Genomic DNA, 26,227 nt, shown 5'->3' with positions numbered 1-26,227 from the left:
CAGCCGCACCCTTAAGGGCGTGGCGCCGCCGTCGAGCCCCGCACCACAAGCTCCGTTCCGAGCTCGATCCGCTGCGGCAACTCCTCGTCGCCTTCGAGATGCCGGAGTAGCGCGCGCATTGCCGTCTCAGCCATCTGGACCACGGGCTGGCGGACCGTAGTGAGGCCTGGTTCGATCCATTCAGCGGCCGGGATATCGTCGAAGCCGATGATTGAGAGGTCCTCCGGGATCCGCAGCCCCGCAGAACGAGCAGCACGGTAGGCACCGAGGGCTTGTGCATCATTGCCCGTGAAGATGGCGGTGGGCCTGTCATCCAAGGCCAGGAGAGCCTCGGTCCCACGGGCGCCGGATTCCGTGGAGAAATCACCCGGCACCATCAACGAAGAATCAGCTTCAACACCACCCCGGCGCAGGGCAGCCAGGTAGCCGTCTTCACGGGCGCCACTGCACTGCAGGTCCTCGCGGCCGCCGATCATGCCAATGCGCTTATGACCGAGTTTCAAAAGATGCTCGGTAGCTGAGAAGGCGCCATCCCAGTTCGCAGCGCCCACGGTCATGAGGTCCGGCCCCGGCTGGCCTACGGGGTCGATCAGGATCACCGGGATTCCGAGGGCCTTTATGCGTTGGATCTGCTTGGAGTCCAGTTCGTACACGGCGAGCAACACGCCGTCGGACTTCCGCTCGGCGAGGTTCGCCAGCCACGGGCGAATCCGCGATCCGTCCAGGGACAGGCTGCTGACCACGGTGCCATACCCGGCTTCCTGGGCCACACGCTCAACGCCTTCAATGATTTCGCATGCCCATTCCGAGGCCAGGCCCGGGAACACGAGGTCAACGAGCCCAGCCTTCTTGCTGCGCTTTGCCGGCCTGCGGGCGTAGTCGCGCTTGGCGATGATTTCTTCTACCCGGGCGCGCGTAGCCGCTGCCACATGGGCGTGGCCATTAAGGACCTTGGAAACCGTGGGCACGGACACTCCGGCTTCGCGGGCGATCTCGCTGATCGTCGCCCGCCCAGAGTCCTGCTTGGTCACCATGGAACGCACCCCTTTCGGCCGGGGATCACCCCCCAGCGGCAATAGTTTCGGAAAGTTCCCATGTCTGGATTCGGCCGCACATGCCATAAATCCTGCGGGTTTTCCGTTCGCCCATCGTAGTCCTCGAGTCCTGCAAGTAGAAACTTTCCATCGACTCGAGAGAGTCCAAATTGCCCTGGGTGAGCTCGGCCTGCCGCGCCGCCCCTTCGGCCAAATAGCCGCGCCACGTTCCGGCCCGGCCACTCACCAATCGGACAGCGGCGGCATGAAACTCGGCCAACGCCGAAACGCCGGACTTCATCACGGCCTCCTTCAGCTCCAGATACCCCTCCAAAGCCAGGTCCCGACGACGCCGCGCAGCCGCCTCCGCAGCCGGGTCACCGCCGTCGGCGTCCTTGGACGGAAGCACAGCGGCGCGCGAGTAGGTCTCGACGTCCACCAGGTGCTCCAGCGGGAAGGTCATCACTGCGTCGCCGTTCTCGGGAAGACCGGCGTTCTGCATGACGATCAGCACCTTGAGGTCCCCGGAATCGTTGATCGCGCGGTGGACGGTTCCAGGCGTGAACCAGACCACCGTGCCTGGTGCCAGATCCGTAGTAGTGAAGCCGCGTGAGTCCAGCGTCTCCAGCCGGCCGGTTCCTTCCAGGACGACGTACGCCTCCGTCGATGCCGTGTGCAGGTGCGGTGACCCGCCGGCCTCACCGTCCTCACTTGGCCAGTTGTAGATGCTGACTTCGGACACGGCAGTTGCGCCCGGGAATGAAGTGCACATTAGGCCCAACCATCCAATGCGGCCTTGGCAGCGTCCGCGAGCGCAGCGGCTTGGTCATCCCCAAGGGAACCGTCGGCAATCACGACGGCGTACCGGTACTTGAGCGGTTCCCCGACCTTTAGCGGGACTACTTCGCTGAAGAACGGCGCGGACCCCAGGCAGGCGAACATCGACGAGCGGGCAAACCATTGGTTGGGTGCACCCACGTTTGCCTGGTCCTCCACGAACATGATGCTCGACTTCCGGCAAGTGACGTCGTGCTGGCCGGTGAAAGCAATCCATGGTGACCGCGTGCCCATGAACTCGTCCGCACCAGTCCCCGCTGAGGAGCGGAACTCGCCGCCGGTGAAGGACCGGGGACCGCGCCAGAACAGGCCGCCATACCCTGCGTTGTCCCGGCCTTCCGTAGTAGGGCTTCCGATGCCGATCTCAGCGCCGGAGACGTTGCTCATCCCGGTTTCGAAAAGGAGTGCCCACGAGTTTCCAGCTGGCAGCAGTTGGATGGCAAAGCGGCGCTGCTCCCTGACGAGGGGCAAACCCTGTTGACCGGGCCCGGTTGGCTGCGCCGTCCAGAGCAGGGACTCAGCGGCGGAAATCGTAGACGCAGATTCCTCGATGTAACTGAAGGCCTCATGGTTCATGGCGCCGTTGTTGTCCAGGTTCGCGTAGCCGGTCTCGCGTGTGTACGTCGCGCCACCCCAGAAGTTGTGCTCCCCCATATTTGGCAGCGCCCAGGAAAGTCCTTTATGCCAGACGTGGTCCCACGGGCGGGAGATAGTAACTTCGTCGCCGCCCAAGGTGGTGAGCGGGTGGAAGAAGGGGCGGGGGCTTTCATACTGTTCGTCGGTGGGGCAGTACGTATATGTTGCAATGTTCTGGCCATCGGCCTTGAAAGTCAGGGAACGGCCGTCGTCGAAATAGCTGAGGGCGGTGGTCTGGGCGGTTTGGGCTGACGTGGTCATTGATTCTCCGTTGAGTCTGTGGTGGTTCAGGAGCGGGCAGTGGAAGCCAGGACGCGCGTCCCGCGGCCCTCCCCATCCATGCCTGCGTAGAAAGCGTGGCCAGGAACGATTTCCCCGCGGCGAACCGGCTTCCCTGTGAAGGCGGAGGCGTAGATTGCGGCAGCGAACTCAAGTGTTTGCCTCGCTGACTCCGCTCCGGCTGGGAGCGGGAGTCCGGCGTCGAGCGCGTCATACATCGCCAGGAACTGTGCCGAGTGGCCGCTCCCCCGCTCCAAAGGTTCAGCAGACCAAGCACCCGCCACGTGGTCCTCATGGCCAGGTGCCGCCGTGATGGTCCAGTCCTTGGTGCCGTAGCCATAAAGGTGGCTGAGCTCGATGGTGGCGAACTCGCAGTCGACGCGGATCTCCGAGGTTTCGCGGGGCGAGAGCAGGGAATTGATGACTGTGGCCGCGGCACCATTTTCGAAGCGCACCAAGGCGGCCGAGAAATCCTCGGTGGACGTGGCCCGGGCTTGCCGGGAGGCGATGGCCGTGACTTCTTCCCAAGGGCCGAGCAGGTGAAGGAGGAGATCGAACTGGTGGATGCCGTGGCCCATGGTTGGACCACCGCCTTCCGCCTTCCAGGTGCCCCGCCATGGGAGATCGAAATACTCATCCGGCCTGTACCAGAGGGTGTCGCAGCGGGCAACGAGGGCACGTCCGAAGTCGCTTCCGCCGATCAAGGAACGTGCTGCCGCCGATGCATCGCCAAAGCGGTGCTGGAAGACGCAGGAGAACTGCGCGCCGCCCTTGGTTTGGGCGTCGTTGAGGCGGTCGAAGTCCGCGAGGCTGAGCGCTGGTGGTTTCTCGGACAGGACATGCACACCCGCTTCGAGGCACTCGATGGCTTGATCGATGTGCATCATCGGCGGAGTGCAAAGGTGCACGATGTCCGGCTTGGCTTCGGCGAGCAACGTGGTGAGGCTTTGGTATCGGCCAGCGATTGCGTGTTCATCGGCAAAAGCCTGCAGCCGTGCGTCGTCGACGTCGCACGCAGCCACCAACTCTGCCCTGTTGTCGGTGCGGGCCAGGTTGGACGCGTGCACGGCCGCGATCCCGCCCGTTCCAACGATGGCCACTCTGTACGTCTGCATATGGGGTTTCTCCAACGTTCTGGCTTGGATAATGTCCGAAAGTTTCTGATCTTTAGCGGTGCAAACTGGCGCTCTTTGCACCTTGTTGCGTCAACGCTATGAAGATTCTTCTCGTAAATCAACACATTTTGGCCCTAGAAACTAATTGTAAGTTTCTGATAGTTTCTAAAAATCAGTAACCAACCCAAGGAGAAGCCTGTGAGCAGCGGCGCCGCTGAACAGCAAGCACTTGCCCGCGTCCCCATCCCGGCCGCGGTAGAACACCTCATCCGGGAAATGACCTTGGAAGAAAAGCTCGCCCAACTGGTGGGCGTGTGGGTCAACGCCTCCAGCGACGGCGATTCCGTGGCACCCCTCCAGAGCCAGATGGCGGGCGATACGCGCTCCTGGGACGAGGTCATCTCCCATGGGTTGGGCCAGATAACGCGCATGTACGGCACCGTCCCGGTGGAGCCATCCGAGGGCGCCCGGCGCCTTGCGGCCGCGCAGGAGCAGATCATGGCAGCGTCCCGGTTCGGAATTCCGGCGCAGGTGCATGAGGAATGCCTGGCCGGTTTGGCGGCGTGGAAGGCAACGGCTTTCCCGGTCCCTCTGGCTTGGGGTGCCACGTTCAACCCCGCTTTGGTACGGGAGATGGCGGTCAGGATCGGCTCGTCGATGCGTAACCTGGGCGTCCATCAGGGCCTGGCTCCCGTGCTCGACGTCGTCCGGGATTTCCGATGGGGCCGGGTGGAGGAAACCATCGGTGAGGACCCCTACCTGGTGGGCACGGTAGCCACCGCCTACGTCCAGGGGCTCGAATCCACCGGAATTGTCGCCACCCTCAAGCACTTCGTCGGCTACTCCGCCTCCCAGGCAGGCCGCAACCACGCCCCCGTTTCCATGGGCCCCCGCGAACTCGCCGACGTCATGCTGCCGCCGTTTGAAATGGCGATCCGGCACGGCGGCGCGCGTTCCGTGATGCACGCCTATACCGACGTCGACGGCGTACCAGCCGCCGCGAACCGCGACCTACTCACCGGGCTGCTCCGTGAGGAGTGGGGCTTCGCCGGCACGGTGGTGGCCGACTACTTTGGTGTTGCGTTCCTGGACGTCACGCACGGTGTGGCCGCCGATTCCGGTGACGCCGCGGTGCTGGCGCTGCGGGCCGGCGTCGACGTTGAGCTTCCCACCGTCAACTGCTTCGGTGAGCCGCTGGCGGAGCGGGTCCGTGAGGGTGCCGTGGACGAATCCGTGGTTGACTCGGCACTGAGACGGGTTCTTACCCAGAAGGCCGAGCTTGGTCTTTTGTCGCCTGATTTCTCTGTAGCGCCAGCTGCCCTTTCCGGCCCTCTTGAACTGGATCCTGCCGAGGACCGGGCGTTGGCCCGTCAGCTCGCAGCACAGTCGTTGGTGTTGCTGAGCAATCGACCGTTTTCAGGGGCGCCGGCTTTGCCACTTTCGGGCTCCGGAACCATCGGCGTTGTTGGACCGCTGGCTGACGACCCCTTCGCGATGCTCGGCTGCTACTCCTTTGATGCGCATGTGGGTGCATCCCACCCGGATGTGCCGATGGGAATTTACGTGCCTACAGTTGCGGGTGTGGCTTCCTCCCGTTTCCAGTCCGTGACGAGGTCCGTGACGGGGAATTGCGAATCAGCCTCGGAGGCCGAGATTTCCGCAGCGTGCGACGTCGCTGCCTCCAGTGATACCTGCGTTGTGGTTGTTGGCGACAACGCTGGACTGTTCGGCCGGGGCACCTCAGGCGAAGGAAACGACGCCGCCGATCTCCGCCTTCCCGGGGACCAGCACCACATGCTGGACCGGATCCTCACAGCTTCTTCCGAGGCCGGGACGCGCGTTGTCGTAGTGGTACTGAGCGGGCGACCCTATGCATTGGGTGACTTCGTAGACCGGGCCGATGCGATCGTTCAAGGTTTCTTCCCGGGCGAAGAGGGCGGCGAGGCACTTTGGGACGTGCTGACCGGCGTCGTCAATCCCTCCGGAAAGCTGCCGGCCTCCGTGCCGCGCTCCCCCGGCGGCCAACCAGGAACCTACCTTCACTCACGGTTGGCAGGACCTACTGAAGTGAGCGCACTGGACCCGTCGCCGCTTTTCGGGTTCGGACACGGCCTGTCCTATACCAGCTTTGAGCTCTCGGACCACCAGTGCAGCTCTCCCGCAATGTCGACGTCGGACTCGGTCACCGTCAGTTGTACGGTGCGCAATGTCGGCGGCGTGGGCGGCGCCGAAGTAGTGCAGCTGTACCTGGAGGACCCTGTCGGCGAGGTGGTTCGTCCCATGCGCGAGCTCATCGGCTACGCCCGCGTGGAGCTGGAAGCCGGCGCGTCCGCCGTCGTGGATTTTGTGGTCCACGCGGACCGCACGTCCTTCACGGGGCTGGACCTCCAGCGCGTGGTGACACCTGGCTTGGTGAAACTGCATGTTTCTACGTCGAGTACCTGTGATGTGCAGACCCATGAGGTGATCCTGCACGGGCCGCGGCGCGTGGTGGGGTTTGAGCGCGAGATGCTGACGCCGTTTCAGGTGCGGGCATTGGCGTAGCCCTATGGCTTCCGGACCCTGGCCCTGGGCGTCAAGCGATGCGCGCGTCGGTGTCAGGGTCTTGTCGCACGCCGAGCATTCCAGCGATTCTGCCTTCGAGCGCGGCAACGGTCGCTTCCGGAAGGACGATCAGGCCGTCGAGTTCCTTGCGCGCACGCTTGTACGCCGTCTGCCGTTCGGCCGGGGTAGCTGCGGAGTCTTCTGCAATACGCAGCAGCTTCCTCGCCGTTGCCAGTCGTTGACGTTCGGGCCCGGTGAAGTTGGAGTCCTTGATGCGTCTCGCTTCGCGTTCGGCCACATCGAAAGCGAGTTCGAAGCTGTGGACAGCGGCACGATACTCAGCCAGCCGGGCCGGCGTCGTCATGTCCTGCGGAGCGGCTGGCCGAAGTCCATCCGCTTCCTTTTTGGCTCGGAGGAATGCGACAGTCAGAGGTTCGCGGACGTCAGTCATCAGCGGATAGTCAATGAGCTTTCCAACGTCCAGTTCGTAGTCCAGCCACTTGTGGTTCACTGCATCATGCGTAGCCATCAGCGAGACCACCTCGGCCTGGTTGGCTTGCTCGTGCACCGCAAGCTGGTTCTTCAGCTTGTACAACTCAACTTTGCGGCGATGGCGCTCTTCGCTGGCTTTGGACCACGACCTTGCCCACCCGCCAGCCATCCCGCCGATAGGGAAAATGAGCCACCAGTAACTGCCAAGGAAGTCGAAGAGGGGTTCCACAGATTCATCCTCCCACTTCCAGGCCCATCCCGTCCGTGGGCTCAGGCTGAGCCAGACCTGCGTGAGCATGAGAGATTCTTATCCTACGCCCATTTATTGATAAGCCAGTCTGGATCCTCGGTAGGCTCCTTCTGACCAACTTTTCCCTTCGGAAGGACACACATTGCCAATCACGAATGACCACAACGACGTGGCATCCGGCGCCCCATCCACTCAGCCCCTCAACGTCGTCGTTGCGGGTTCCACCAGCGCCGCGGGTCAAGCTGTTGTCGGCTCGCTGGTTGCGCTGGGGGCGCGCGTCGCCGCCGTCGATCTGGACGCCGCCCGCCTCGAAGCACTCGCAGCCTCCCACGACGGCGTGGTGCCCTACACCTGCAACCTTGCGGATCCCGAATCGGTGGAGGCCCTGGCAGGTTCAATCCGGAGCGAGTTCGGAGCCGTGGATGGGCTGGTTCACCTCGTCGGCGGCTGGCGTGGCGGCGAGGGAATCGTCGGCCAGAAGGACGAGGACTGGGATGTCCTGCACACCAGCATCATGACGACTCTTCGCAACACCTCTCGTGCGTTCTACTCCGATCTGGAGGCATCACCGCGTGGGCGCCTGGCCATCGTTTCGGCTGTCGCCGCAGCCAAGCCCACAGCATCCGGTGCCAGCTACGCTGCAATCAAGGCCGCCTCGGAAGCCTGGGTTCTCGGCGTCGCAGATGGCTTCGAGGCTGCCCAATCCGGCCACAAGACTGAGCCCAAGGAACAGACGTCGGCTGCTGTGGTGTTCGTGGTCAAGGCTCTGCTGGACGACGCCATGCGGGAAGCTGCTCCGCACCGAAAGTTCCCGGGCTACACCCACGTCAACGAGCTTGGGGACCACGTCTCTGCCCTGTTCGCTGCCCCGGCTTCCCACCTCAATGGCGCCCGTCAGCACTTGAGCTAAGTTCCGCCGTCGTACCCTGTGGCTACGATGTCCCGTATGGACCAGCGACTGCACTTCATCACGTTTGCCACGGCGGATCTCGACCATGCCCGTTCGTTCTATAAGGACGGACTCGGTTGGGATCCGCTCATGGACGTGCCCGGGGAGATTATCTTCTTCCAGGTCGGGCCGGGTTTGATGCTCGGACTCTTCGATGCTGAAAAGTTCGACCAAGACCTGGCCAGCGGCGTTCCTACGAGCAGCGTCAGCGGCGTGACCCTTTCGCATAATGTCGATAGCGCTGCCGAGGTATCCAGCACCATCGAGCAACTGGTATCTGCAGGCGCAACCGTGCTGAAGCCCGCCCAGTCCAGCGCTTTTGGGGGCATTTTCCACGGCCACGTCAAGGATCCGAACGGCATTGTCTGGGAGATCGCGCACAACCCAGGTTGGAGGATCGACGACGACGGCACGGTGGTTTTCGGATGAGCGACTTCCCGCCGACCTTCGCTGACGACGTCATCAACCACGATGCCCGGGCCCAGTTCGATGCATTCCTTGATGAGCATCGGCGAGCACTCTCCGAGTCTCTGGACGGGCTGACTGAAGAGCAAGCGCGCCGCTCGTTGGTCCCTTCGCGAACAACGCTGCTGGGGTTGGTAAAACACGCCACATTCGTGGAAAAGGTTTGGTTCGATGAAGCCATCTCATGCCGGTCCCGGAGCGAGATCGGCATCCCAGCCACGCCTGACGAGTCTTTTATTCTCGAGGACACTGACTCCATCGCAGGCATTCAGCAGGCACATCGCCAAGCGTGCGAGGCCTCGCGGCGGGCCGCCTCGAATTTGGGGCTGGACGACCTCGTGCTCGGAAATCGACGAGGCCCGCTCCCCCTCCGCTGGGTGTATCTGCACATGCTGCGGGAGCTCGCGCAGCACTGCGGCCATGCGGACATCCTCCGTGAGCAAGTGACCAGATAGTAGCAATTTTTCGGTTTTACGCGGGGACGCTAAAAATGATGCTCCTATTGCTGTCAATGGTCGTTGAGCCAGCTTTCGTAGCGTTTGTGGAAGTTGTCGTCGCGGGTGAGTCCGCGTTCGAGACGGGATAGTGCGGTAGGCCAGACGCGGAGGTCATCAGCGGCGGCCTGGAGGGTGATGTTCTTGGCTTTCCGCAGGGCCCGGAGCTGCCCGGCGAAGGGTGCTGGGTGGGGGTGCATGATCTGGTCATAGATTTCACGTGCAACGTAGCGTTTGAGGCAGCGCATGATTTCCTTGGTGGTTTTGCCTTCTTGTCGGCGCCTGGCCACGTAGGTTTTGGTCCGGCTATCACTCATCATCCGTACGAGCACTACGCGATGGATGGCTTTATTGGCTTGCCGGTCTCCGCCACGGCTAAGTCGATGCCGGGTGGTTTTCCCTGAGGCGGCCGGGATGGGGGCAACGCCGACCAGGGCTGCGAACCTTGCCTCCGAGGTGACCCTTTCGGAGTTGTCGCCTACGGTTACCAGCAACTGACTTGCAACGTCAGTGCCAACACCCTGAATGTCCCTGAGCGTAGGGGCGTGAATGGTGAGGATTGCGTCGAGTTCAGTATCGATCAGGGCCACTTCCGTGTTCAGGTGCCGGTAGCGGACAGCCAAGCGCTTGAGAACGATGGCGGTGGCGTTTGGAGGCTCGGCAGGGTCACCGATCGGTCGGCTTTTCTCCAGTGCGCTCATCATTGCAACGCGGCTTAAGCCGCGGTACTTCGCCCGGATGGGCTCAGGAGCAGAGACCAGGATGCTCTTGATCTGAGCCATGACCGCGACCCTTGCCCGCATGGCAGAGTTTCGTTCAGCGCGCAGAACACGTAGTGATTCCACAGCCCCGTCCCTGGCTTTTGGCGTCGCAACCCTGCTGCCGGCAAGTGCAGCTTCCGCAGCCTGATAGGCATCCAACGGATCAGACTTGCCCCGTAGCCGGCGTTCTTGCCGGTTTGGACGCATCACTTCCAGGACCCAGAAGTGCTCCCGACTCAGGACGCGTGCGAGCTCCGCTCCGTAACTGCCTGTGCCCTCCACGCCGATGGACGAGACCGGGCCAAATCCGGTGATGAACTCCACGATCTGCCGGTAGCCGGAACCGACGGCAAGGAACTCCTTGTCCCCTAGATGCCGCCCTGTTTCACTGATGACGGCGACGTGGTGGGTATCGGCATGCGTGTCGATCCCAGCGATGACTTTCGGATGTTGTTTTGCCATGATGAAACTGCCCTGACCTTCTGTTGCGTGCAATGGAACATGAAGGGCACGCCGGCCGGGTGGTCAGACAAGACAGTAATGGGATTCTTTGAGCAGGCTCCTATGAGGTCATGTCCACCTGGCCGCCGCGCTTATTACAGCCTGCGTCACGGCGGACAGATCATTTTGAAGACAAACCACAAGGGCGTCAGTCGGAGGCAGAGTCACACCGCAACACAAGCCAATTCCATCATTACTGTCAGACCCTGGTGGGAGGGTTGATTCATGGAAAGGGTTGGGCAGTTCGCGGCACGTGGGGCGGTAGCCTCCGGTGACGGTGCTGCCCTCTCCCGGGCCAGGATGCGGAGCATGGGAGCACCTACCCGGCTCGCCATGGCATCCAAGAGTTCGACGTCGATGCTGACACGTGCGGATAATCCCAGACGCGCTGAGCTGCTTCGCGGGCTCGATTCGATAAGGAGTGCACCGCATTCCCCTCCCGGCCCGGATGAAACCCTGGATGCCACCGCCAGTCCGGCCCAACCAGGCACCGGCCATGAACACGTGCACTCAGAGCCCACCCCGCCTTCACTAGCCGGCGCCATGGAAACCCTGGTCTCTGCTTTGGAAGGTCCACGCGGGATGGCCGCCACTGAAGCCCGGCTGTTCGGGTTTGTTGAGGCATCACACTTCGCCGGGCGGGTGGAGGAGATCGCCCGGACCGTGGAGTACCTTCAGGTGGTCGCGGCCCAGGCGGTGGAACGGACCCGGCAGGAAGCCCAGCAGGCACACTCCTCCGCCGCGGGCACCAGATGGCGGACAGGCTGGACCGAAACCACAACCGAACCCGGGACCGCACACGAAGCCGGGACCGAAACCACAACCGAACTTGAACGCGAACCCGGGGCCGGGACCGCAACCTCGGGCCCGGACTCCGCCGCCGTTGGGCCCGCCGTTGTTGGGCCTGCTGCTGTTGGGTCGGCGGATGCTGCCGCGGTGGTGGATGATGGGTACCGCAACGCCGCGGAATTCCTGCGCGCCCGCCTGAGGATCGGCATCGGCGAAGCCAGGCGCCGGCTCGCCCTCGCAGCCCAGGCGCTCCCCCGCGTCGGCATCGCCGGACAACACATCCCGCCCCGCCGCGAAATCCTTGCCAAGGCCCTCGAGACCACGCAGATACCCACCCGCTCAGCGACCATCATCAGCGCCGCCCTGGACAAAGTACAGCTCCTCACCGACGAGGACACCCTCGCCGGAATGGAACAAGCCCTGACCACCACCGCCCGTGAATCCGACCCCGACTTCGTCCTCAAAATAGCCAAACGCTGGACCGACTCGATCGACCAGGACGGGCCCGAACCCAGCGAAGAAACCCTCCGCCAACTCCAAGGCACCTTCATCCGCAAACCCCGCCACGGACTGCACCACCTGGAAATCTTCGCCACCACCGAACAATACGAAACACTCACCACCGCCATGAACACCGCCACCAACCCCCGCCTCACCACCGGCAACGGCGACACCGGCAACGGCGACACCCCCGGGGACAACCACACGACGGGCGGGCCGGACACGGGCGGGCCGGACACGGGCGGGCCGGACACGGGCGGGCCGGACACGAACGAAGCGGACACGGGCGGGCCGGGCACGGGCGGGCCGGGCACGGGCGGGCCGGGTACGAACAGTGGCGGCCAAGCTGGTGAGCCTGCCGGTCAGCGTCGTGGCCGGAACGGATCAGCCAGCCCGGACCTGGACCGCCGCTCCCGCGCGCAGAAACTCCTCGACGGCCTCGTCGGAGCCTGCGGTGTCGCCCTGACCACCGGCAAGCTGCCAGCCAACGGCGGACTCCGGCCCCAGGTCATGGTCACCATCAACCACCACGACCTCCTCCAGGAACTCACGAACACGGCCAACACCCCCAACCGCGCAACCAACACCCGAACCCGCCCGGCCAACACCCCCACGAATCAACCCGGCCCGCAACGAACCCGGCCCAGCTCCGGCGCCGCCACATTCACCGGCCCGATCCACCCCAACACCATCCGCAAAATCGCCTGCGACGCCGACATCATCCCGGTCCTGCTCGGCACCGAATCGAGGGTCCTGGACATCGGCCGAACCACCCGGATCTTCCCACCCCACATCCGCAAAGCCATCACCGCCCGGGACCAAGGCTGCGCCTTCCCCGACTGCACCATGCCAGCACCCTGGTGCGAAGCCCACCACATCACCTACTGGTCACACGGCGGCACCACAGGAACCGAAAACGGCACCCTGCTCTGCAGCCACCACCACCACCTCATCCACAAAGAACACTGGACCATCACCACCAACACCGGCGTGCCCTGGTTCACCCCACCACCACACATCGACCCCCACCAAACACCACGCCGCAACCACCACCACACACCCCTCAGAACATAAAGGCGCCACAAAGAAGAGCACGTCAAAGAAGGGCAACGTCAAAGAAAGGGATAGTGGATAGTGGTTGGATATTGAATGCTGCCTAAACAGCTGACGTGAACTTGCCCTCCACAAACTTCAGCAGTGGTCGGGAGTTCAGACAGATCAGATACACCAACGCTCCCGCCACGAACAGGATCAGCCAGGTTGTGGTAGCCATCAGCACGAAGCCTGCAACGAAAATTATCCCTGCGTTCCCCAGCGATATGCGCCTCTGCGCGCCCATGGTGTATACAGACAACCGGTAAATGTCCTGCGTCCGGAACGTGAAGCGGGAGAGGAGGAGCATAGCGTTGACGGCTGCGGCGGAGACCATGAGCCCGAGCCCCACCAGTCCAATTCGTGCTGCGATTTGGACAGGATCGATTCCTCCGCCTGAACCCAACAACGCGGCGTTCAAAGAACCTGGCAGGACACTCAGGTTGAAAGCAATGGCCACAAGAACCACGAGGTACGGCAGCAAAACCACCACGGCCTGGCCAAAATTGCTGCGGTACGACTTCATGAAGTCATGAAAAACTCCGGTGTCCTCGCCTGCCAACAGCCGGTTGAACGCGTAGCAGGCAGCCACGAATGAGGGCCCCACAAGGACCAGCGGAATCAATGCCAACGGAATCAATGCCAACGGCCCAACGACGCCAACCAGCACCGGTATGAGCACAAGCAGTGCGTTGGCGAGCACCAGCAATGCATCGCCAACCATGATGCCGTACACCGTTCCAGCTGCCTTGAACAACGTCCCGGATCCAAACTCTGCTTTCGTGGCTGCCATCAGAACTACTTCTTATCCGCGTAGGCCTTGTATGCCTTGTTCGCGAGCTCGACGTACTTGCTCTGCCCCTTGCTGTCCAGCTCCTTGACGTAGGCGCCAAACTCGCTGACACCACGCTGCCCGGTGATGAACTTGAGGGTGTTCTGCTTGACGTGGTCTTTCAATGGGGTGAGTGCCAGGGTAGCTTGCTCGCGATCGACGTCGTTGAAGGGTACCGGTGGAGCAACCGGGCGGGGCTTCTTGGACTTCATGGCCTCCTGGAACGCCAGCTCCTCGTCGTTGAACGTGGATTGCAGGAGTTCCGTAGCGCCGCCGTAAGCGAAGTTTCCGCCTGAGAATCCGTAGTCCACCCGCAGGTCCTTGGTGCCGGAGGGATTGAGACCTTGAAAGTTGATGTCGGCCGCCAGCTTCCGCTTGCCGCCCTCCTTGGTAAAGGTTGTGCCCTCTACGCCCCATTTGCTGAATTCCTGGCCCGCGTCGCTGTAGAACAACCAGTCGATGTACTGGATAAGTGCCACAAAGCTGTCCTTGTCCTTGACGGACGAATTCAACATGATGCCATTCTCCAGCCGGGTGCCACCGATGACGTCGCCTGCGGGTCCACCGGGAACCGTGATCTTGCCGATCTCGAAGTTGCCCTTGCCCAGGGATTGTTCCATGGATGTGCGGTACGTGATGACGTTCTGCGAATTGGCGCTGATCACGAACGACTTGCCGGAGACAAACTTCTGGATGGCGGAGTCGTCGGTTTGGGTAAAGCTCTCAGGATCCATCAGACCTTCGGAGACCAGCGAGTTGAAGTAGGTCACCAGGTCCTTGAACTTCTCTGAGCCTGCCGCAAAGCCGAACTCCTTCTTGTCCTGATCGAACAGGAGCCCGTCCACCAGGCCCCAGCCTGCCACAGTGCCAAACGTTGGTGCCGCGATGTTCAGCACGCTGTCGCCCTTGAACCTGTCAGAGAAAGGTACGACGTCGGGATACGCCTTTTTGAGCGACCGCAGCACTTCACGGAACTCGTCCCATGTTGTGGGCTCGGCCAGGCCTTCCTTCTTCAGGACGTCCTTGCGGAAGCACAGCGAGTAATCGGGCCACAGTTCCTCGTGCAGACCCGGAAGAACGTAGTACTTGCCGTCTTCCTGCGTGAGTGCTTCGATCTCTGGCTCGAGCTTCCATTTCTTGACCTTCTCCTGGAAGTGAGGCATGAGTTCCACGTAGTCGCTGACTGGCAGCACCGCCCCGGCGGATACAAACGCGGCTTCCTGTCCCGGATAGGTTTTGGCGATGATCTCCGGGGCGCTGCCGGAACTGATGAGAAGGCTCCGTTTCTGCTCGTAATCGCTGTTTGGAACGATGGTTGGTTCCAAGGTGACGTTATTGTCCCTGGCCATCTTGGTAAAGAGCAGCCAGTCCTTCTTGTACGGATAAGTAGGCTGGTCGGAGAACAGGAAGGTGAACGTCAAGGGCGTCGTCGCCTTGAACGTGTCACCTACCTTGAAGCTGTCCATCGCACCATTGCGGGATTTCGAGGTGTCCACCTTCTCAGTGGCCTCAGAGTCGCAACTTGTCATCATCAGCCCGATGGTGACAACGGACGCGAGGCCTAGGAAGTCTCTTCTACGGAACTCTCGTTTGGCGATCATTGGGTGTCCTTTCATAAGGGGTTATTCCTTGACGGAACCGAGCATCACGCCCGAGAAGAAGTACTTCTGGACGAAGGGGTAGACACAGAGGATGGGGATGACTGTCAGGACGATGGTGACCGACTGGATGTTGGCGGCGATTTGGCCAACGTTTTCCGCGGTGCCGCCGGCGGAGCCCGCAGTAGTGACTCCGGCGATCATGTTGCGCAGGTAGATAGTGACCGGAAACAGGTCTGGGTTATCCAGGTACAGGAAGGCCTGGAACCACGAGTTCCAGTTTGCTACCGCGTAAAACAGCACCATGGTGGCTACGATTGCCTTGCTCAGCGGGAGCACCACCCTGAAGAGGATGCCGTATTGCGTGAGACCGTCGATCGATGCGGCTTCCTCCAGTTCACGCGGCATGTTTTCGAAGAAGGACTTCATGATGAGCAGGTTGAACACGCTAATGGCATTGGGCAAGACCACGGCCCAGATGGAATCCCGCATCCCCAGGGAACTGATGAGCACGTAGTTGGGGATCAACCCGCCGTTGAAGAACATGGTGAATACGGCGAGTCCAATGAAGACGCTGCGGCCCTTGAGGTCTTTCTTGGCAATGGCGTAGGCGAACGAGGTGGTCAGCACCATCGAAATCGCCGTAGCCACCACTGTGTACAGCAACGTATTTCCGTAGTTGGTCCAGAACGTGGAGTCGGCCAGGATCAGCTTGTACGTTTCTGTGTTGAAGCCCATCGGGAACAGGTTGACCTGCCCTGCGTTGATGAACCCCTCGCTGGAGAACGACTGAGCAATGATGTTCAAGAATGGATAAACCGTCAGGAATACTACGAACAGCAGGAACACCAGGTTGAACGCCCTGAAGACCCGCATTCCGGTGGACACTCTCATGTCCTTAAGGAGAACGCCGTTCCCCGTAGCGGCGCGCAGAGCAGGAGCACTTCTAATCACTGTCTTGTTCACCACAGGCTCGTTCCTGCGAGGCGCTTGGATATCGCGTTCGCTGAGAGGATCAGCGTGAGGCCGATGACGGATTCAAACATTCCGATCGCCGCCGCATAGCTGAAGTTGCTGGATTCCAGGCCTACCCGGTACAGGTAGGTGGAGATGACATCTGAACTTGCGTAGTTGAGCGGGTTATAGATGAGCAGGATCTTCTCGAAGCCCACTGCCATGAACGTGCCAATGTTGAGGATCAACAGCGTGATGATGGTCGGACGGATGGCGGGAAGCGTCACGTGCCAGGTCTGTTGCCACCTATTGGCTCCATCGATCCTTGCGGCTTCGTACAGTGATTCATCCACCCTGGTGAGCGCCGCCAAATAGAGGATCGCTCCCCAGCCCATGGTCTGCCACACCTCTGAGCTGATGTACATCGGCCGGAACCAGCCTGGATCCTGCGTGAAGTTCACGGTGTTGCCGAACAACGATTCCGCGATCTGGTTCACCGTGCCGTTCATGGAGAAGTTTTGCAGGATCATGCCGGCGATGATCACCACGGACATGAAGTGGGGCAGGTATGCCACGGTCTGCACAAACTTTTTGAACTTCTGGGACCGGAGCTCGTTGAGCATCAAAGCGAAGATGATGGGCATCGGGAAGCAGAACAGCAGCGTCAGTACACCCAGAATGATGGTGTTCTGGAAGGCCTGCCAGAAGCTGGGGTCATTGATGAAGAGGGTGATGTATTTGAAGCCCACCCACTTCTCACCGAAGATGCTGCCGCCCGGCTGAAATTGGCGGAAGGCAATCACGTTCCCGGCCATCGGCAGGTACCTGAAGATGAGGAGGTATGCCATTGGTAGCGCTAACAGTGTGTACAGGCGCCAGTCCCGTTTGAGCGCCAGCTTCCAGCTTCCGGGCTTGACGCGCCGCTTTTTCTGTTTGCTTGGCTCAGTGCCCGGGACAACCTCGGGCGGAGCGTCGAGCCTCAGTGCCATGGTGTTCCCGCCTTAGCTGCAGAGTCTTCAGGGACCAAGACTTCTTCAAGGACAAGTACGCCGTTTGCTGGAAGTTCCACTTCCCCGTGAATCGTTTGTCCGCTGATGCGGTCTATTCCCCCGTCGAGGACGTTTACGCCGGCAGGCGCGTCATTGTGGTTGAGAACCAGCAGGAAGCTTTTGACGGCGTCGCCGGAACCGCCGGCGTCAGGACTGCCGCCGCCAGGACCCAAGCCAGCACGACGCCGGACCTGGACTCCCGTAGGTGCCTTCAGTATCGGTTCCACGCCTGCGTGTTGAAGTTCGTCGTCGAGCAATTGCTTGAGCAATCCGTCCTCGACCCGGGCCGAAAGGTAAACCGCACTGCCTTCACCGAAACTGTTGCGGGTAATGGCGGGGACTCCCGCGAGGCGCCCTGAAGAGTAGCCGGCCAGGACCTCTGCTGTCTCGGTGTGCAAGTGCTCTGTCCAGTAACTGGCCGAGGAGGTACCGCCGTCGGCCGTGGAGAGCTTAACTTGCTCGCCCACGCCAGCAAGCGGGTGCACCTCTTCACTCCAGGCACCCAGCACGTTGCGGAGGGCGCCCGGGTAGCCACCCAGGCGGATGGTGTTGTTCTGGTCCACGATGCCGGAGAGATACGAGACCATCAGACGGCCGCCGTCGGACACGTAGTTTTCGAACCTTTGGGCCGCGGCGTCGGTGAGCAAGTACGAGGCTGGCATGATCACCAGGCTGTACGCGGACAGGTCGCTGTCGGCATTAACGAAGTCCACCGTGATGTTGGCCTCGAACAGCGGGCGGTAGAAGCGCAACACTTCCTGGGTGTAGTTCAGGTCAGAGCGCGGCGAGTTGCCCAACTCCAGTGCCCACCAGCAGTCCCAATCGAAAACGATGGCAACCTTGGCTGTGGATCGGGTGCCTGTGAGATCGGCCAGAGATTTCAGTTCCTGGCCGAGCTCGCAGACCTCGCGGAAGATCCGGGTGTTCGGGCCTGCGTGGTTCACCATGGCGGAGTGGTAGCGCTCGGTGCCACCCTTCGCCTGCCGCCATTGGAAGAAAAGGATGGAATCCGCTCCCTGCGCTATGGCTTGGTACGAGCCCAACCTCATCTTGCCCGGCAGTTTGGAGACATTGACGGACCATTGGCTGACTGCACCTGTTGCCTGCTCCATCACCATCCAGGGCTGGCCGTGGCGGAGTGAGCGCATGAGGTCGAAATTCAGCGCCGCAGCCACGTGGGCGTCGTCTTCGCGGGGATCGGGATAGATGTCCAGCGCTGCCGCATCTTCTTCTGCAGCCCATGCCCAGTAGTCGTTGGTCTTGTAGAAACGCATGAAGTTGGTGACGATCGGCAGGTCCGGTGAGTGGCGGCGCAGGATGTCGCGCTCTGCCTTGAAGTGCTCCAGCATGCTGTCGGAAGTGAACCGGTGGAAGTCCAGGCGCCGTGACGGGTTTGACCACGTGCGTGGCTGCGCGGGAACCCTGACCTGGCTCCAGTCCGAGTAGATCTGGCCCCACACGGTGGTGCTCCATGCCTCGTTGAGTTCATCGAGCGAGGAGTACTTTCCCTGCAGCCACTCGCGGAACCCTTTCTCAGCCCACGACCCGTACGAGGTTGGCCCGTATTCGTTTCCTACATGCCACATCCGCAGCGCGGGATGCTTTGCGTAGTGCTCCCCCATCTTGTCAGCGAGTGCCAGTGACTTGGCTCGATACACCGGATGGGAGACGTCAAAGTGTTGGCGGGACCCGAAGCCGAACGTACTTCCGTCGGGGCGTTCCGGCATGATGTCCGGGTGCTGCTCCACGAGCCACGCCGGGGGCACGGCGTCCGGTGTCGCGAGGTCCACGCCGATGCCATGGGCGTGCATCAGGTCCATGACGTCATCCAGCCACCCGAAGTCGAAGACGCCGTCGCTGGTTTCCAAGCGGCTCCACGAGAAAACAGCCAGCGTCACCAAATTCACCCCGGCCTGCTGCATGAGCTTTGCATCCTCAAGCCAGACCTCGCGCGGCCATTGCTCCGGGTTGTAATCACCGCCATAGGCGATGCCGCCAAGTTGTCGATGCAGTTGGTCCATCCGCTTTTCAGCAGCCCGTATGTCCTCAGGATCGATGGTCATCTTTGTCCTTCGCTCGGCCTAGGTCGCTCTGGGAACTACAGTGCGACACACATCACAGGGAGAAACTATCGTAAAGTTTACGCAATAACAACAGCTCGCTCAGGGAAACTGGAAAGTAACTTTGACGCTGCTATTGCGGGCCCTAGGCGAACAATGCTGAACTTTCCGAGCCTATTCAACCGGTAAAGGCGCGCGAAATTGAACTGGCGCAATGATTTGTTTCCGGCCAAATTCAGAAACTATCGGATTTGGAACAAACTCTTTACCCAGGCTCAGCGCCCCAGCACAGGATGGAGATGCTCGCACCCCGACCGCCTGCCAAGCGCGCCGAGCGAACTGCATGTGTGGGACGTTGACACGTGACCAAATGGTCACCTATTCTGAACACATGGACGCCGTGTTTAAGGCACTGGCAGACCCCACCCGGCGGGAACTGCTCGACGAACTCTTCCGCGAGGACGGGCAATCCGCCTCCGCACTCGGAGCCCGGTTCGAGATGACCCGCTTCGGCATAGCCAAGCACCTCAAACTGTTGGAGGATGCCGGACTGGTGGTCACGCGCCGTCGGGGACGTGAAAAGTTGCATTTCCTGAACCCCGTCCCCATCCGGCTCATCCACGATCGCTGGGTGAGCAAATACGCAGAACCATGGGCCGCTGCACTCAGCGACCTCAAATCCAGATTGGAAAGCCCCATGGAAAAGATCTTTGAGATTTACATCAAAACCACTCCGGAACGGCTCTGGGAAGCCATCACCAACAGCGAAATCCGCAGCAAGTACCAGTTCGGGAATACGTTCACGGCGGACTGGACTCCTGGCGGCCGCTTTGAAATGCACAACGTCAAGGCAGATGAGCCATTGGGCGAGGGCGAGAACATCGAAGTCGATCCGCCGCGCCGGCTCGTCCAGACCATGCGGGCGTTGTGGGGCGAGGACGTCAAAGCGGAAGGAACATCGCGGATCACCTGGGAAATCGAGCCCGTGGGCGATTCGTGCCATCTCACCGTCACGCACGATCAGCTCCGCGAAGGCGCCAACGAGCAGCTGTACGGCGGCTGGCCCATGATCCTCTCAGGCCTCAAGACGTGGCTCGAAACGGGCGAAACGCTGACAACGCCCGGCTCACTCATGTACGCCTAGGCGCCCTAACCCAAGGCGACGGTTAACCCACGACGACGGCGGGCCGCTGCCGCCGTCGTCGTCGCTGCTTCAGTCTTCTGTTAGTCAGGCGACGGGAGTAGCCAGCTGTTCTTCGGAGAGCCATGCTGCCTGCATGGTTCCCAGTAGGTGCGGAGCGAAATCTTCGCCAATTTCCAGCACCACCCGGCAACGCGCACCGCGCTGGTCGGGGAAACCCAGGTACTGTCCACGGAGATCGCACACGGTCTGGCCACGGCTGGGACCGTTGGTTGTATCTACCTCCACGCGAACGGTCGGCGCCACGGCCAGCTCCACTCCCCTGACGGCAATGGCTGCGGCGAGAGGATCGTGCATCGCGGAGCAGGCCCGTCCGAAAATGTCGACGTAGAAGCCGAAGTAGTAGCCAAGCATGTCGCCGAGCGCCCGCGAAACAGGGTGCTCGGATGCCAGTAGCTCCTGGCGGTGGGTTTCTTCCAGGACGTTGGTCATGGTGACGTCCAGCGGTACCAGCGTCACGTTCCAATCGGCCGCGAGTACTTCCGCCGCAGCCTCGGGGTCGTTGGCGATGTTGGCCTCTGCCACCGGCGTGATATTTCCCGGGGCCAGGGCTGCGCCGCCCATGATGGTGATTTCGGCTATGAGTTCCGGCAACTTGGGCTCCAGCCGGAGGGCTTGGGCGATATTGGTCAGCGGACCGATAGCCACAACGCGCAGTTCCCCAGCATGCTGGTGAGCCAGCTGGACCAGGAGTTCCGCAGCCGAGGCCTGGATCGGCTCGCGATCCGACGGAACCAGGTCCACCCCGCCGATTCCATTGTCGCCATGCACATGAGGCGCCCCGCCGTGGAATGTCCCGACCTGCGGATCGTGCGCGCCGATCGCCACGGGGATGTCCGGATGCCCGGCCAGCTTCAGCAGGTCAAGGGTGTTCCGGGCGCCACCTGCGGCACTGATGTTGCCGCTCACGGTGCCGATGCCAACGAGTTCTGCTCTCGGCGTTGCGAGCAGGTAGGCGAGGGCGAGGGCATCATCGATTCCCGTATCGCAGTCGAGGTAGAAGGGGGCTGCTGTGCGCTGATTCATGGTCTCTCGTTTCAGGATCTGGCGGAGTGTTGTGAAGAGGAGTGGGGCGGGCGCGCGCGCCGCGTGCCGCCGTCGGGCTTTAGATTTTTTCGCCCTTTGGAGCTGTGATGAACAGGCTGACAATGAAGGCGAGGACGGTGATGGACACCGAAATCCAGAGCGCCGCCGAGTACCCGGCTGCGGTGCCCTGACCGGCGAACGGGGCAACAACGACGACGCCGAGGCTCGCCCCGATGCCGAACGAGGCACCGTTGATTCCCGGCAGTGCGGCGGGTGCTTCCTTGGGCGAGAGCAGGACGGACAGGCCGTTGATGGCGGTGAGGAAGAAGCCGTTGTAGAAGATGCCCAGGGCTGCGATGGCGATGAGGACTGCTACTTGGTTGTCGGCGAACAAGGCAGCGGCAATGGCGCAGGCCAGGCTCGTGGCCGTGCCGACGCGGACGGTCTTGATCCAGCCACGGCGGTCGGCAATCCAACCTGCGAGAGGGGCCGCGAACACGCCGATCAGTGCTGCCGGGGTCAGGAACAGCAGCGCCGCGAGCGAGGCCGACAAGCCGAAGCCGTTCACCTTGTCCTGGCTGAGCAGCACCACGGTGAAGTTGATGATGGCGAAGATTCCCGCGAGCGTCAGCACAGTGGTGGCGATGACCGGCCATACCTGGCGCGAACGGAGGTGGTGGACCGCAACCAGGGGCGTGGCGCGCTTCTTCTCGATGAGCCAGAAAGCCGTGAAGGACGCGATGCTTCCAACCAGCAGGGCAAGTGCGGAGGGTGAGGTCCAGCCTGCGGAGGACCCCGTGGATACGAAGTACGTAATGAATACGAGGAACACGGACAGCGAGCCGGCTCCCCACCAGTCCATGCGTCCCGGAGCCACAGCGGATTTCCCGCCCGGGACAACTTTGATGACGCAGACGACGGCGATCGCGGCCAAAGCGAGGACGGCAACGAAGATCGACTGGAAGCCGAGCGTCTCAGCCATGAGTCCACCGAAGTAGCCGTCAACACCACCCACACCGCCGTTGATGGCAGCGATGATGCCGATGGACGTGCCGAAGAGCCGGGCCGGCAGGTATTCGTTGAGCACGATGTAGGAGAGGGCGAAGATGGCACTGGAAACACCCTGCATGAAGCGACCAGTGACCAACAGCGGCAGGTTCGGAGCGAAAATGCACAGCACGGTTCCTGCACCCATAATGGCCAGGACCAAGAGCAGTGCCGTCCGGCGCCCGATGAAGTCGCTCCAGCGTCCGATCACCGGGCCCGAGATAGCGCCCGCCAAGAAAAACATGGACTGCACCTGTGCCACAGCCTCGGGCGTCTCGCCGAAGAACGAGCCGATGTGCGGGAGGGCCGGGGTGATCATGCTGGCATTGAGCTGGAAAGACAGCACGGCCAGGACCAGCGTGGTGATCAGCAGGACAGCAGCACGGCCTCCGGGCCGCGTATCCGGCGTCGCTTCTGCGGCTACTGAAGACTGCGCTTCCACCGCGGTGTTGGGGATATTCACATCAAACTCCTTTGTCCGAGGGCGCAGGCGGCGCCACGAGATGTGAGTTGTTATACAAGCATGTATTACGAGCTTGTGCAACCTATCACATTTTTCGGGTACAGTGGCCGTAACCAATCTCAAGTGAGGCACCCTTGACCGACAACGCCGTCCAGTTCCTGTCCCGACCCATTGCGCCCCAACCCGGCCAGCCTTTGCGCGTTGCGGCTTACTCACGCATCGCCGAGGCAATCAGGACCAAGCTCCTCCCTCCCGGCTCGCTACTGCCTACCGAGACCGAGTTGGGCGTCATGATGGACGTCAGCCGCACCGTGATCCGGGAAGCGCTGATGCTGCTGGAGGAAGACGGACTCACCCGGGCCCGCCGCGGTGTGGGCCGTTTCGTTGCCGATTCCCTGCCCCGGATCGGCATCGAACACATCCGCCCGTTCGATCAACTCCTCGGTGGCCCGGACCAGGACATCCAGGTCAAGCGCGTTGCTGCCATCAAGCAGCCGGCCTCGGAATTCGTGGCACCCGGAATTGGTGTCCAGCCCGACGAAGACTGTTGGTTTTGGGAAAGCGTGCTGATCCGCAATGGCGAGCCCGTGGCCCACCTGCAGGAAAACGTCGCACAAGGAATCCCCGAGGCCGAGGCCCTCGCCGAAGCAGCGGAAGCGCCCACCCTTTCAGCTGCAACCCTTTTGGAGGTCCTCAGCGGGCTTCCGGGGGCGTCACTTGGACCTGGTGAATGCGAAATCAGCCTAAGCACCGCGGGTCCCAGCCGCGCTAAGTTGCTGGATCTTCGACCATCCGAGCCGGTTCTGGTCCTCACCCAATACGTCCGCCGCAAGGGCTCCCCGTTCTACCTTGCAAAATGCCTCGTGGCTGCCAAAGCCGGTCACCTCTCCGTTATCCAGTCCTCCTGAATCCTCCCGAAAAGGTCCTTCCATGAGCTCCTCCCCTCAGTCTTCTGCGCCCATTTTGCCGGCCGCGAGCACCGCGCTCACCGTTGTAGGCAGCATCAACCTCGACATCACGGCAACCGCCAGCCGCCTCCCGACGCCCGGCGAAACCGTTGGCGGCGCCGTCCTCCGCCAACAGCCCGGCGGCAAGGGCGCCAACCAGGCCGTGGCTGCAGCCCGGCTCGCAGGAGCCTCTCGCATGGTGGGGGCAGTAGGCCGGGACCAAGCTGGCCGAAGCCTCCTCGACGCAATGGCGGGTGCCGGCGTCGACGTCGATGACATCGCGCAGGTGGATGCTGCGACGGGCACGGCACTGGTCCTGGTGGACAGCGATGGCGAGAACCAGATAGTTGTGTGCCCGGGCGCCAACAGTGAAGTGTCCGTGGTTGGCGTGCCCTTTGCCGAGGAAGAAGCCGTCTTGTGCCAGCTCGAAGTGGACCAGGAAGTGGTGCTGGAAACGGCTCGTCGCACCAAGGGATTCTTCGCCCTCAACGCTGCACCGGCCGCCCCCATCCTTCCGGAGCTCCTGAAGCGTTGCGACCTGGTGATCGTCAATGAAACCGAGTACGCACTCATCCCCGAACTCAAGAACGCACCACTGGTTGCCGTGACGTATGGCGGCGAGGGCTCGGCGATCTTCGAGCACGGCGAACGCGTGGCCGAAGCTCCTGCCGTTCGGGTCACGGATATCGCCAACACCATCGGAGCTGGAGATGCATTCTGCGCCGCGTTGGTTCTAGCCCTGAGGGCCGGACTTGAACACAGCCATGCCCTGGCTGCAGCAAACGCCGTAGGTGCGGACGCTGTCCGGGATGCTTCGTCACAGCCTGCGTTGAAGCCGTTGGCGCACTACATCGAGGCGACGCGGCAGGCCCGCTGAACCAACTAACCCACGATCCGGAACTCCTTGAACTCCCCCGTCGCCGAGGAAACGTCTGATTCCACATTCTCCACCCTGCCTGGAGCCCGTGGTGAGTTCAGCCAGTCCAGGAAACGGCCAACGTGCGCCGTGGACCCTTCGGCCACGAGTTCCACAGAACCGTCGTAACGGTTGCGGACCGTGCCGGTTAGAAGGAGTTCGTCCGCTTTTCGCGCCGTCCAGTACCGGAATCCGACGCCTTGAACCACGCCGCTCACGCGAGCCGTGAGCCTGACAGCCTCGTTGGCAGGACCAGCGTGCGTTTCTGGGGACTCAGCCATGGACCTAATGTAACCCCCGGAATCTCCCTGCGTCAGGACGTCCGTTTGCTCCAAGTCCCAACTCCAACTTGGAGCAAATTTGGAGTTGGGACTTGGAGGAACCTGGAACTAGGCCGTCACGATATCGTGCGTCGCGTGGCTGTACGTGAAGGTGACAGTGCCGCCGTCGTGGTTTAGCTCGTGGTTGGCGCCATCCCGGACCCCGAACGCACCATAGTTCTCGTCCCAAGCGCGGTTCAGCGCGATCTTGTAGGTATAGAAACCAGCCGGCAGGTCGGCGGTCAGCGTCCATACCTGGACCAGGGGGTTGAACTCCATCTGGGCTTCGTCGTACTGGGGAGCCCAGTCTTCCGGAGCGCCAAGGATCTTGTTGAAGTCACCGGCAATAGCGACGGCGTCCGGCTGCGGCAGGGTCTCGACGGCGGGAGCCGCCGCTGCCTTGGCAGGTGCCTTACGCGTGGGAGCCTTCTTCGCGGCAGGCGCAGCCTTGGAGGTAGCGGCAGCCTTGGTGGTGGCAGCTTTGGCCGTGGCAGCTTTACTGGCGGCAGCCTTCGGAGCAGCAGCCTTCTTTGACGTAGCCGCACGCTTCGTCTTGGCCTTGGCGGGAGGGGCCGTAGGCACGGGAACGTCGGCTGGTACCGGCGTTCCGGCGTCGAGGGCCTCCGCGAAAGCCGAAACGTCAGGGAAGGCGACAGTCGCACGCAAGCCGTCTTCCGGGATGGTCCAGCCCGAACGCCCCTTGACCAGCCAGCCGGCCTTGACCAGCTTGGCCGAAGCCGACGTCAGGGTTTTGTGGCCGCGGGGAATGCCCCCACTGAGAAGTTCAGCCTCATGGTCGTTGAAAGGAACGCGTCCAATGGCCTCTGCCAGGACTTCCCCTGCGTTCAGCGTGGCTCCAGACCATACGCCCTCAGCAAGGATGTCCAGTACGGCCTTCAGACGAAGGTTGGTGTTCTCGGCGGTGTTCGCGCCCATGCTTCTCCTTCTACGGTGGATAATCCCTTGCAGTTTGCCAATGAATTGTTAATTCGCGCGACTGATATTGGTAAACACCGTGTGTCGTGACCGAGTGTGACATCCCGGCGGCCGGAAGTGATCGACGGGTCTCGGCTGG

Annotated in this window: 23 protein-coding genes; 8 read left to right on the top strand and 15 right to left on the bottom strand. The window is 62.0% G+C overall.

What is annotated here, in order from left to right:
- Nucleotides 1-11: 11 nt before the first annotated feature.
- Genes ACZ5G6_RS05920 through ACZ5G6_RS05905 form a run of 4 tightly spaced genes read right to left on the bottom strand, consistent with a single transcriptional unit; the run spans nucleotide 12 to nucleotide 3,901 of the window.
- Nucleotides 12-1,034, bottom strand: a complete 1,023-nt coding sequence (locus tag ACZ5G6_RS05920) for a LacI family DNA-binding transcriptional regulator (protein WP_223936159.1) — start codon at nucleotides 1,032-1,034, stop codon at nucleotides 12-14.
- Nucleotides 1,035-1,059: 25 nt separating this feature from the next.
- Nucleotides 1,060-1,806: a cupin domain-containing protein gene (locus tag ACZ5G6_RS05915; protein ID WP_498690080.1), complete on the bottom strand. Its 747-nt coding sequence runs from the start codon at nucleotides 1,804-1,806 to the stop codon at nucleotides 1,060-1,062.
- Nucleotides 1,806-2,768 (bottom strand): DUF6807 domain-containing protein, encoded by a 963-nt coding sequence (locus ACZ5G6_RS05910; RefSeq protein ID WP_498690078.1) that lies wholly within the window; start codon nucleotides 2,766-2,768, stop codon nucleotides 1,806-1,808. Before ACZ5G6_RS05910 ends, ACZ5G6_RS05915 begins: the two co-directional genes overlap by 1 nt.
- 26 nt (nucleotides 2,769-2,794) lie before the next feature.
- The gene (locus ACZ5G6_RS05905; RefSeq protein WP_498690076.1) at nucleotides 2,795-3,901 is read right to left on the bottom strand and encodes a Gfo/Idh/MocA family protein; all 1,107 of its coding nucleotides are present in this window, start codon (nucleotides 3,899-3,901) and stop codon (nucleotides 2,795-2,797) included.
- Between the two features lie 198 nt (nucleotides 3,902-4,099).
- On the opposite strand from ACZ5G6_RS05905, the gene ACZ5G6_RS05900 reads away from it, so the two are divergent.
- Complete coding sequence (locus ACZ5G6_RS05900) at nucleotides 4,100-6,445, top strand: beta-xylosidase/alpha-l-arabinosidase (RefSeq protein ID WP_498690074.1); 2,346 nt, start codon at nucleotides 4,100-4,102, stop codon at nucleotides 6,443-6,445.
- A gap of 31 nt (nucleotides 6,446-6,476) precedes the next feature.
- Here ACZ5G6_RS05900 and ACZ5G6_RS05895 read toward each other — a convergent pair whose 3' ends face one another.
- Complete coding sequence (locus tag ACZ5G6_RS05895; RefSeq protein WP_498691776.1) at nucleotides 6,477-7,166, bottom strand: hypothetical protein; 690 nt, start codon at nucleotides 7,164-7,166, stop codon at nucleotides 6,477-6,479.
- A 169-nt stretch (nucleotides 7,167-7,335) separates the two neighbouring features.
- Here ACZ5G6_RS05895 and ACZ5G6_RS05890 point away from each other — a divergent pair, with 169 nt between their 5' ends.
- From ACZ5G6_RS05890 to ACZ5G6_RS05880, 3 genes are read left to right on the top strand one after another with little or no spacing between them, the layout of a single operon-like run.
- A complete protein-coding gene (locus tag ACZ5G6_RS05890; protein ID WP_223937495.1) occupies nucleotides 7,336-8,097 on the top strand; it encodes an SDR family oxidoreductase in 762 nt (253 codons plus the stop codon).
- 36 nt (nucleotides 8,098-8,133) lie between these two features.
- On the top strand, nucleotides 8,134-8,565 hold the full coding sequence (locus tag ACZ5G6_RS05885) for a VOC family protein (protein WP_223936154.1): 432 nt from the start codon (nucleotides 8,134-8,136) through the stop codon (nucleotides 8,563-8,565).
- Nucleotides 8,562-9,056: a DinB family protein gene (locus ACZ5G6_RS05880; RefSeq protein WP_498690071.1), complete on the top strand. Its 495-nt coding sequence runs from the start codon at nucleotides 8,562-8,564 to the stop codon at nucleotides 9,054-9,056. Before ACZ5G6_RS05885 ends, ACZ5G6_RS05880 begins: the two co-directional genes overlap by 4 nt.
- A 53-nt stretch (nucleotides 9,057-9,109) precedes the next feature.
- Here ACZ5G6_RS05880 and ACZ5G6_RS05875 read toward each other — a convergent pair whose 3' ends face one another.
- Complete coding sequence (locus ACZ5G6_RS05875) at nucleotides 9,110-10,318, bottom strand: IS110 family RNA-guided transposase (RefSeq protein WP_223932928.1); 1,209 nt, start codon at nucleotides 10,316-10,318, stop codon at nucleotides 9,110-9,112.
- A gap of 264 nt (nucleotides 10,319-10,582) precedes the next feature.
- On the opposite strand from ACZ5G6_RS05875, the gene ACZ5G6_RS05870 reads away from it, so the two are divergent.
- Nucleotides 10,583-12,721 carry a DUF222 domain-containing protein gene (locus ACZ5G6_RS05870; protein WP_498690068.1) on the top strand — a complete coding sequence of 713 codons (2,139 nt, stop codon included), beginning with the start codon at nucleotides 10,583-10,585 and terminating at the stop codon, nucleotides 12,719-12,721.
- 82 nt (nucleotides 12,722-12,803) lie between these two features.
- Here ACZ5G6_RS05870 and ACZ5G6_RS05865 read toward each other — a convergent pair whose 3' ends face one another.
- The 5 genes from ACZ5G6_RS05865 to ACZ5G6_RS05845 all read right to left on the bottom strand — a co-directional run bounded on the left by ACZ5G6_RS05865 (nucleotide 12,804) and on the right by ACZ5G6_RS05845 (nucleotide 19,235).
- Nucleotides 12,804-13,532, bottom strand: a complete 729-nt coding sequence (locus tag ACZ5G6_RS05865; RefSeq protein WP_223936151.1) for a DUF624 domain-containing protein — start codon at nucleotides 13,530-13,532, stop codon at nucleotides 12,804-12,806.
- Nucleotides 13,533-13,537: 5 nt separating this feature from the next.
- Nucleotides 13,538-15,187 (bottom strand): ABC transporter substrate-binding protein, encoded by a 1,650-nt coding sequence (locus ACZ5G6_RS05860; RefSeq protein ID WP_346347159.1) that lies wholly within the window; start codon nucleotides 15,185-15,187, stop codon nucleotides 13,538-13,540.
- 6 nt (nucleotides 15,188-15,193) lie between these two features.
- Entirely contained in the window at nucleotides 15,194-16,063 is an 870-nt protein-coding gene (locus tag ACZ5G6_RS05855) for a carbohydrate ABC transporter permease (protein ID WP_223937494.1), read from the bottom strand.
- 68 nt (nucleotides 16,064-16,131) lie between these two features.
- Entirely contained in the window at nucleotides 16,132-17,112 is a 981-nt protein-coding gene (locus ACZ5G6_RS05850) for an ABC transporter permease (RefSeq protein WP_223936149.1), read from the bottom strand.
- Nucleotides 17,103-19,235: a beta-galactosidase gene (locus ACZ5G6_RS05845; RefSeq protein ID WP_498690062.1), complete on the bottom strand. Its 2,133-nt coding sequence runs from the start codon at nucleotides 19,233-19,235 to the stop codon at nucleotides 17,103-17,105. The genes ACZ5G6_RS05850 and ACZ5G6_RS05845 overlap by 10 nt, the downstream gene beginning before the upstream one ends.
- 388 nt (nucleotides 19,236-19,623) lie before the next feature.
- On the opposite strand from ACZ5G6_RS05845, the gene ACZ5G6_RS05840 reads away from it, so the two are divergent.
- Nucleotides 19,624-20,376 (top strand): ArsR/SmtB family transcription factor, encoded by a 753-nt coding sequence (locus tag ACZ5G6_RS05840; protein WP_498690060.1) that lies wholly within the window; start codon nucleotides 19,624-19,626, stop codon nucleotides 20,374-20,376.
- Between the two features lie 84 nt (nucleotides 20,377-20,460).
- Here ACZ5G6_RS05840 and ACZ5G6_RS05835 read toward each other — a convergent pair whose 3' ends face one another.
- On the bottom strand, nucleotides 20,461-21,459 hold the full coding sequence (locus ACZ5G6_RS05835) for a nucleoside hydrolase (RefSeq protein ID WP_223936147.1): 999 nt from the start codon (nucleotides 21,457-21,459) through the stop codon (nucleotides 20,461-20,463).
- 79 nt (nucleotides 21,460-21,538) lie between these two features.
- Nucleotides 21,539-22,969: an MFS transporter gene (locus ACZ5G6_RS05830; RefSeq protein ID WP_498690058.1), complete on the bottom strand. Its 1,431-nt coding sequence runs from the start codon at nucleotides 22,967-22,969 to the stop codon at nucleotides 21,539-21,541.
- A 134-nt stretch (nucleotides 22,970-23,103) separates the two neighbouring features.
- On the opposite strand from ACZ5G6_RS05830, the gene ACZ5G6_RS05825 reads away from it, so the two are divergent.
- Nucleotides 23,104-23,877 carry a GntR family transcriptional regulator gene (locus tag ACZ5G6_RS05825; RefSeq protein ID WP_223936146.1) on the top strand — a complete coding sequence of 258 codons (774 nt, stop codon included), beginning with the start codon at nucleotides 23,104-23,106 and terminating at the stop codon, nucleotides 23,875-23,877.
- Between the two features lie 22 nt (nucleotides 23,878-23,899).
- Nucleotides 23,900-24,793, top strand: coding sequence for a PfkB family carbohydrate kinase (locus ACZ5G6_RS05820; RefSeq protein ID WP_223936145.1), 894 nt, complete (start codon nucleotides 23,900-23,902; stop codon nucleotides 24,791-24,793).
- Nucleotides 24,794-24,798: 5 nt separating this feature from the next.
- Here ACZ5G6_RS05820 and ACZ5G6_RS05815 read toward each other — a convergent pair whose 3' ends face one another.
- Nucleotides 24,799-25,113, bottom strand: a complete 315-nt coding sequence (locus ACZ5G6_RS05815; protein WP_223936144.1) for an acylphosphatase — start codon at nucleotides 25,111-25,113, stop codon at nucleotides 24,799-24,801.
- A gap of 108 nt (nucleotides 25,114-25,221) precedes the next feature.
- Complete coding sequence (locus ACZ5G6_RS05810; RefSeq protein WP_223936143.1) at nucleotides 25,222-26,088, bottom strand: pullulanase X25 domain-containing protein; 867 nt, start codon at nucleotides 26,086-26,088, stop codon at nucleotides 25,222-25,224.
- Nucleotides 26,089-26,227 lie beyond the last annotated feature (139 nt).

The sequence above is a fragment of the Arthrobacter sp. TmtSoilC51 genome (genome assembly GCF_055388015.1).
The sequence above is the reverse complement of the archived record's forward strand: the minus strand, read 5'-3'. Positions and strand labels throughout refer to the sequence as shown.

Coding starts and splice junctions, on each gene's coding strand:
- ACZ5G6_RS05920 (WP_223936159.1), bottom strand. CDS start 1,034: ATGGTGACCAAGCAGGACTCTGGGCGGGCGACGATCAGCGAGATCGCC.
- ACZ5G6_RS05915 (WP_498690080.1), bottom strand. CDS start 1,806: ATGTGCACTTCATTCCCGGGCGCAACTGCCGTGTCCGAAGTCAGCATC.
- ACZ5G6_RS05910 (WP_498690078.1), bottom strand. CDS start 2,768: ATGACCACGTCAGCCCAAACCGCCCAGACCACCGCCCTCAGCTATTTC.
- ACZ5G6_RS05905 (WP_498690076.1), bottom strand. CDS start 3,901: ATGCAGACGTACAGAGTGGCCATCGTTGGAACGGGCGGGATCGCGGCC.
- ACZ5G6_RS05885 (WP_223936154.1), top strand. CDS start 8,134: ATGGACCAGCGACTGCACTTCATCACGTTTGCCACGGCGGATCTCGAC.
- ACZ5G6_RS05880 (WP_498690071.1), top strand. CDS start 8,562: ATGAGCGACTTCCCGCCGACCTTCGCTGACGACGTCATCAACCACGAT.
- ACZ5G6_RS05875 (WP_223932928.1), bottom strand. CDS start 10,318: ATGGCAAAACAACATCCGAAAGTCATCGCTGGGATCGACACGCATGCC.
- ACZ5G6_RS05870 (WP_498690068.1), top strand. CDS start 10,583: ATGGAAAGGGTTGGGCAGTTCGCGGCACGTGGGGCGGTAGCCTCCGGT.
- ACZ5G6_RS05865 (WP_223936151.1), bottom strand. CDS start 13,532: ATGGCAGCCACGAAAGCAGAGTTTGGATCCGGGACGTTGTTCAAGGCA.
- ACZ5G6_RS05860 (WP_346347159.1), bottom strand. CDS start 15,187: ATGAAAGGACACCCAATGATCGCCAAACGAGAGTTCCGTAGAAGAGAC.
- ACZ5G6_RS05855 (WP_223937494.1), bottom strand. CDS start 16,063: ATGAGAGTGTCCACCGGAATGCGGGTCTTCAGGGCGTTCAACCTGGTG.
- ACZ5G6_RS05850 (WP_223936149.1), bottom strand. CDS start 17,112: ATGGCACTGAGGCTCGACGCTCCGCCCGAGGTTGTCCCGGGCACTGAG.
- ACZ5G6_RS05845 (WP_498690062.1), bottom strand. CDS start 19,235: ATGACCATCGATCCTGAGGACATACGGGCTGCTGAAAAGCGGATGGAC.
- ACZ5G6_RS05840 (WP_498690060.1), top strand. CDS start 19,624: ATGGACGCCGTGTTTAAGGCACTGGCAGACCCCACCCGGCGGGAACTG.
- ACZ5G6_RS05835 (WP_223936147.1), bottom strand. CDS start 21,459: ATGAATCAGCGCACAGCAGCCCCCTTCTACCTCGACTGCGATACGGGA.
- ACZ5G6_RS05820 (WP_223936145.1), top strand. CDS start 23,900: ATGAGCTCCTCCCCTCAGTCTTCTGCGCCCATTTTGCCGGCCGCGAGC.
- ACZ5G6_RS05815 (WP_223936144.1), bottom strand. CDS start 25,113: ATGGCTGAGTCCCCAGAAACGCACGCTGGTCCTGCCAACGAGGCTGTC.
- ACZ5G6_RS05810 (WP_223936143.1), bottom strand. CDS start 26,088: ATGGGCGCGAACACCGCCGAGAACACCAACCTTCGTCTGAAGGCCGTA.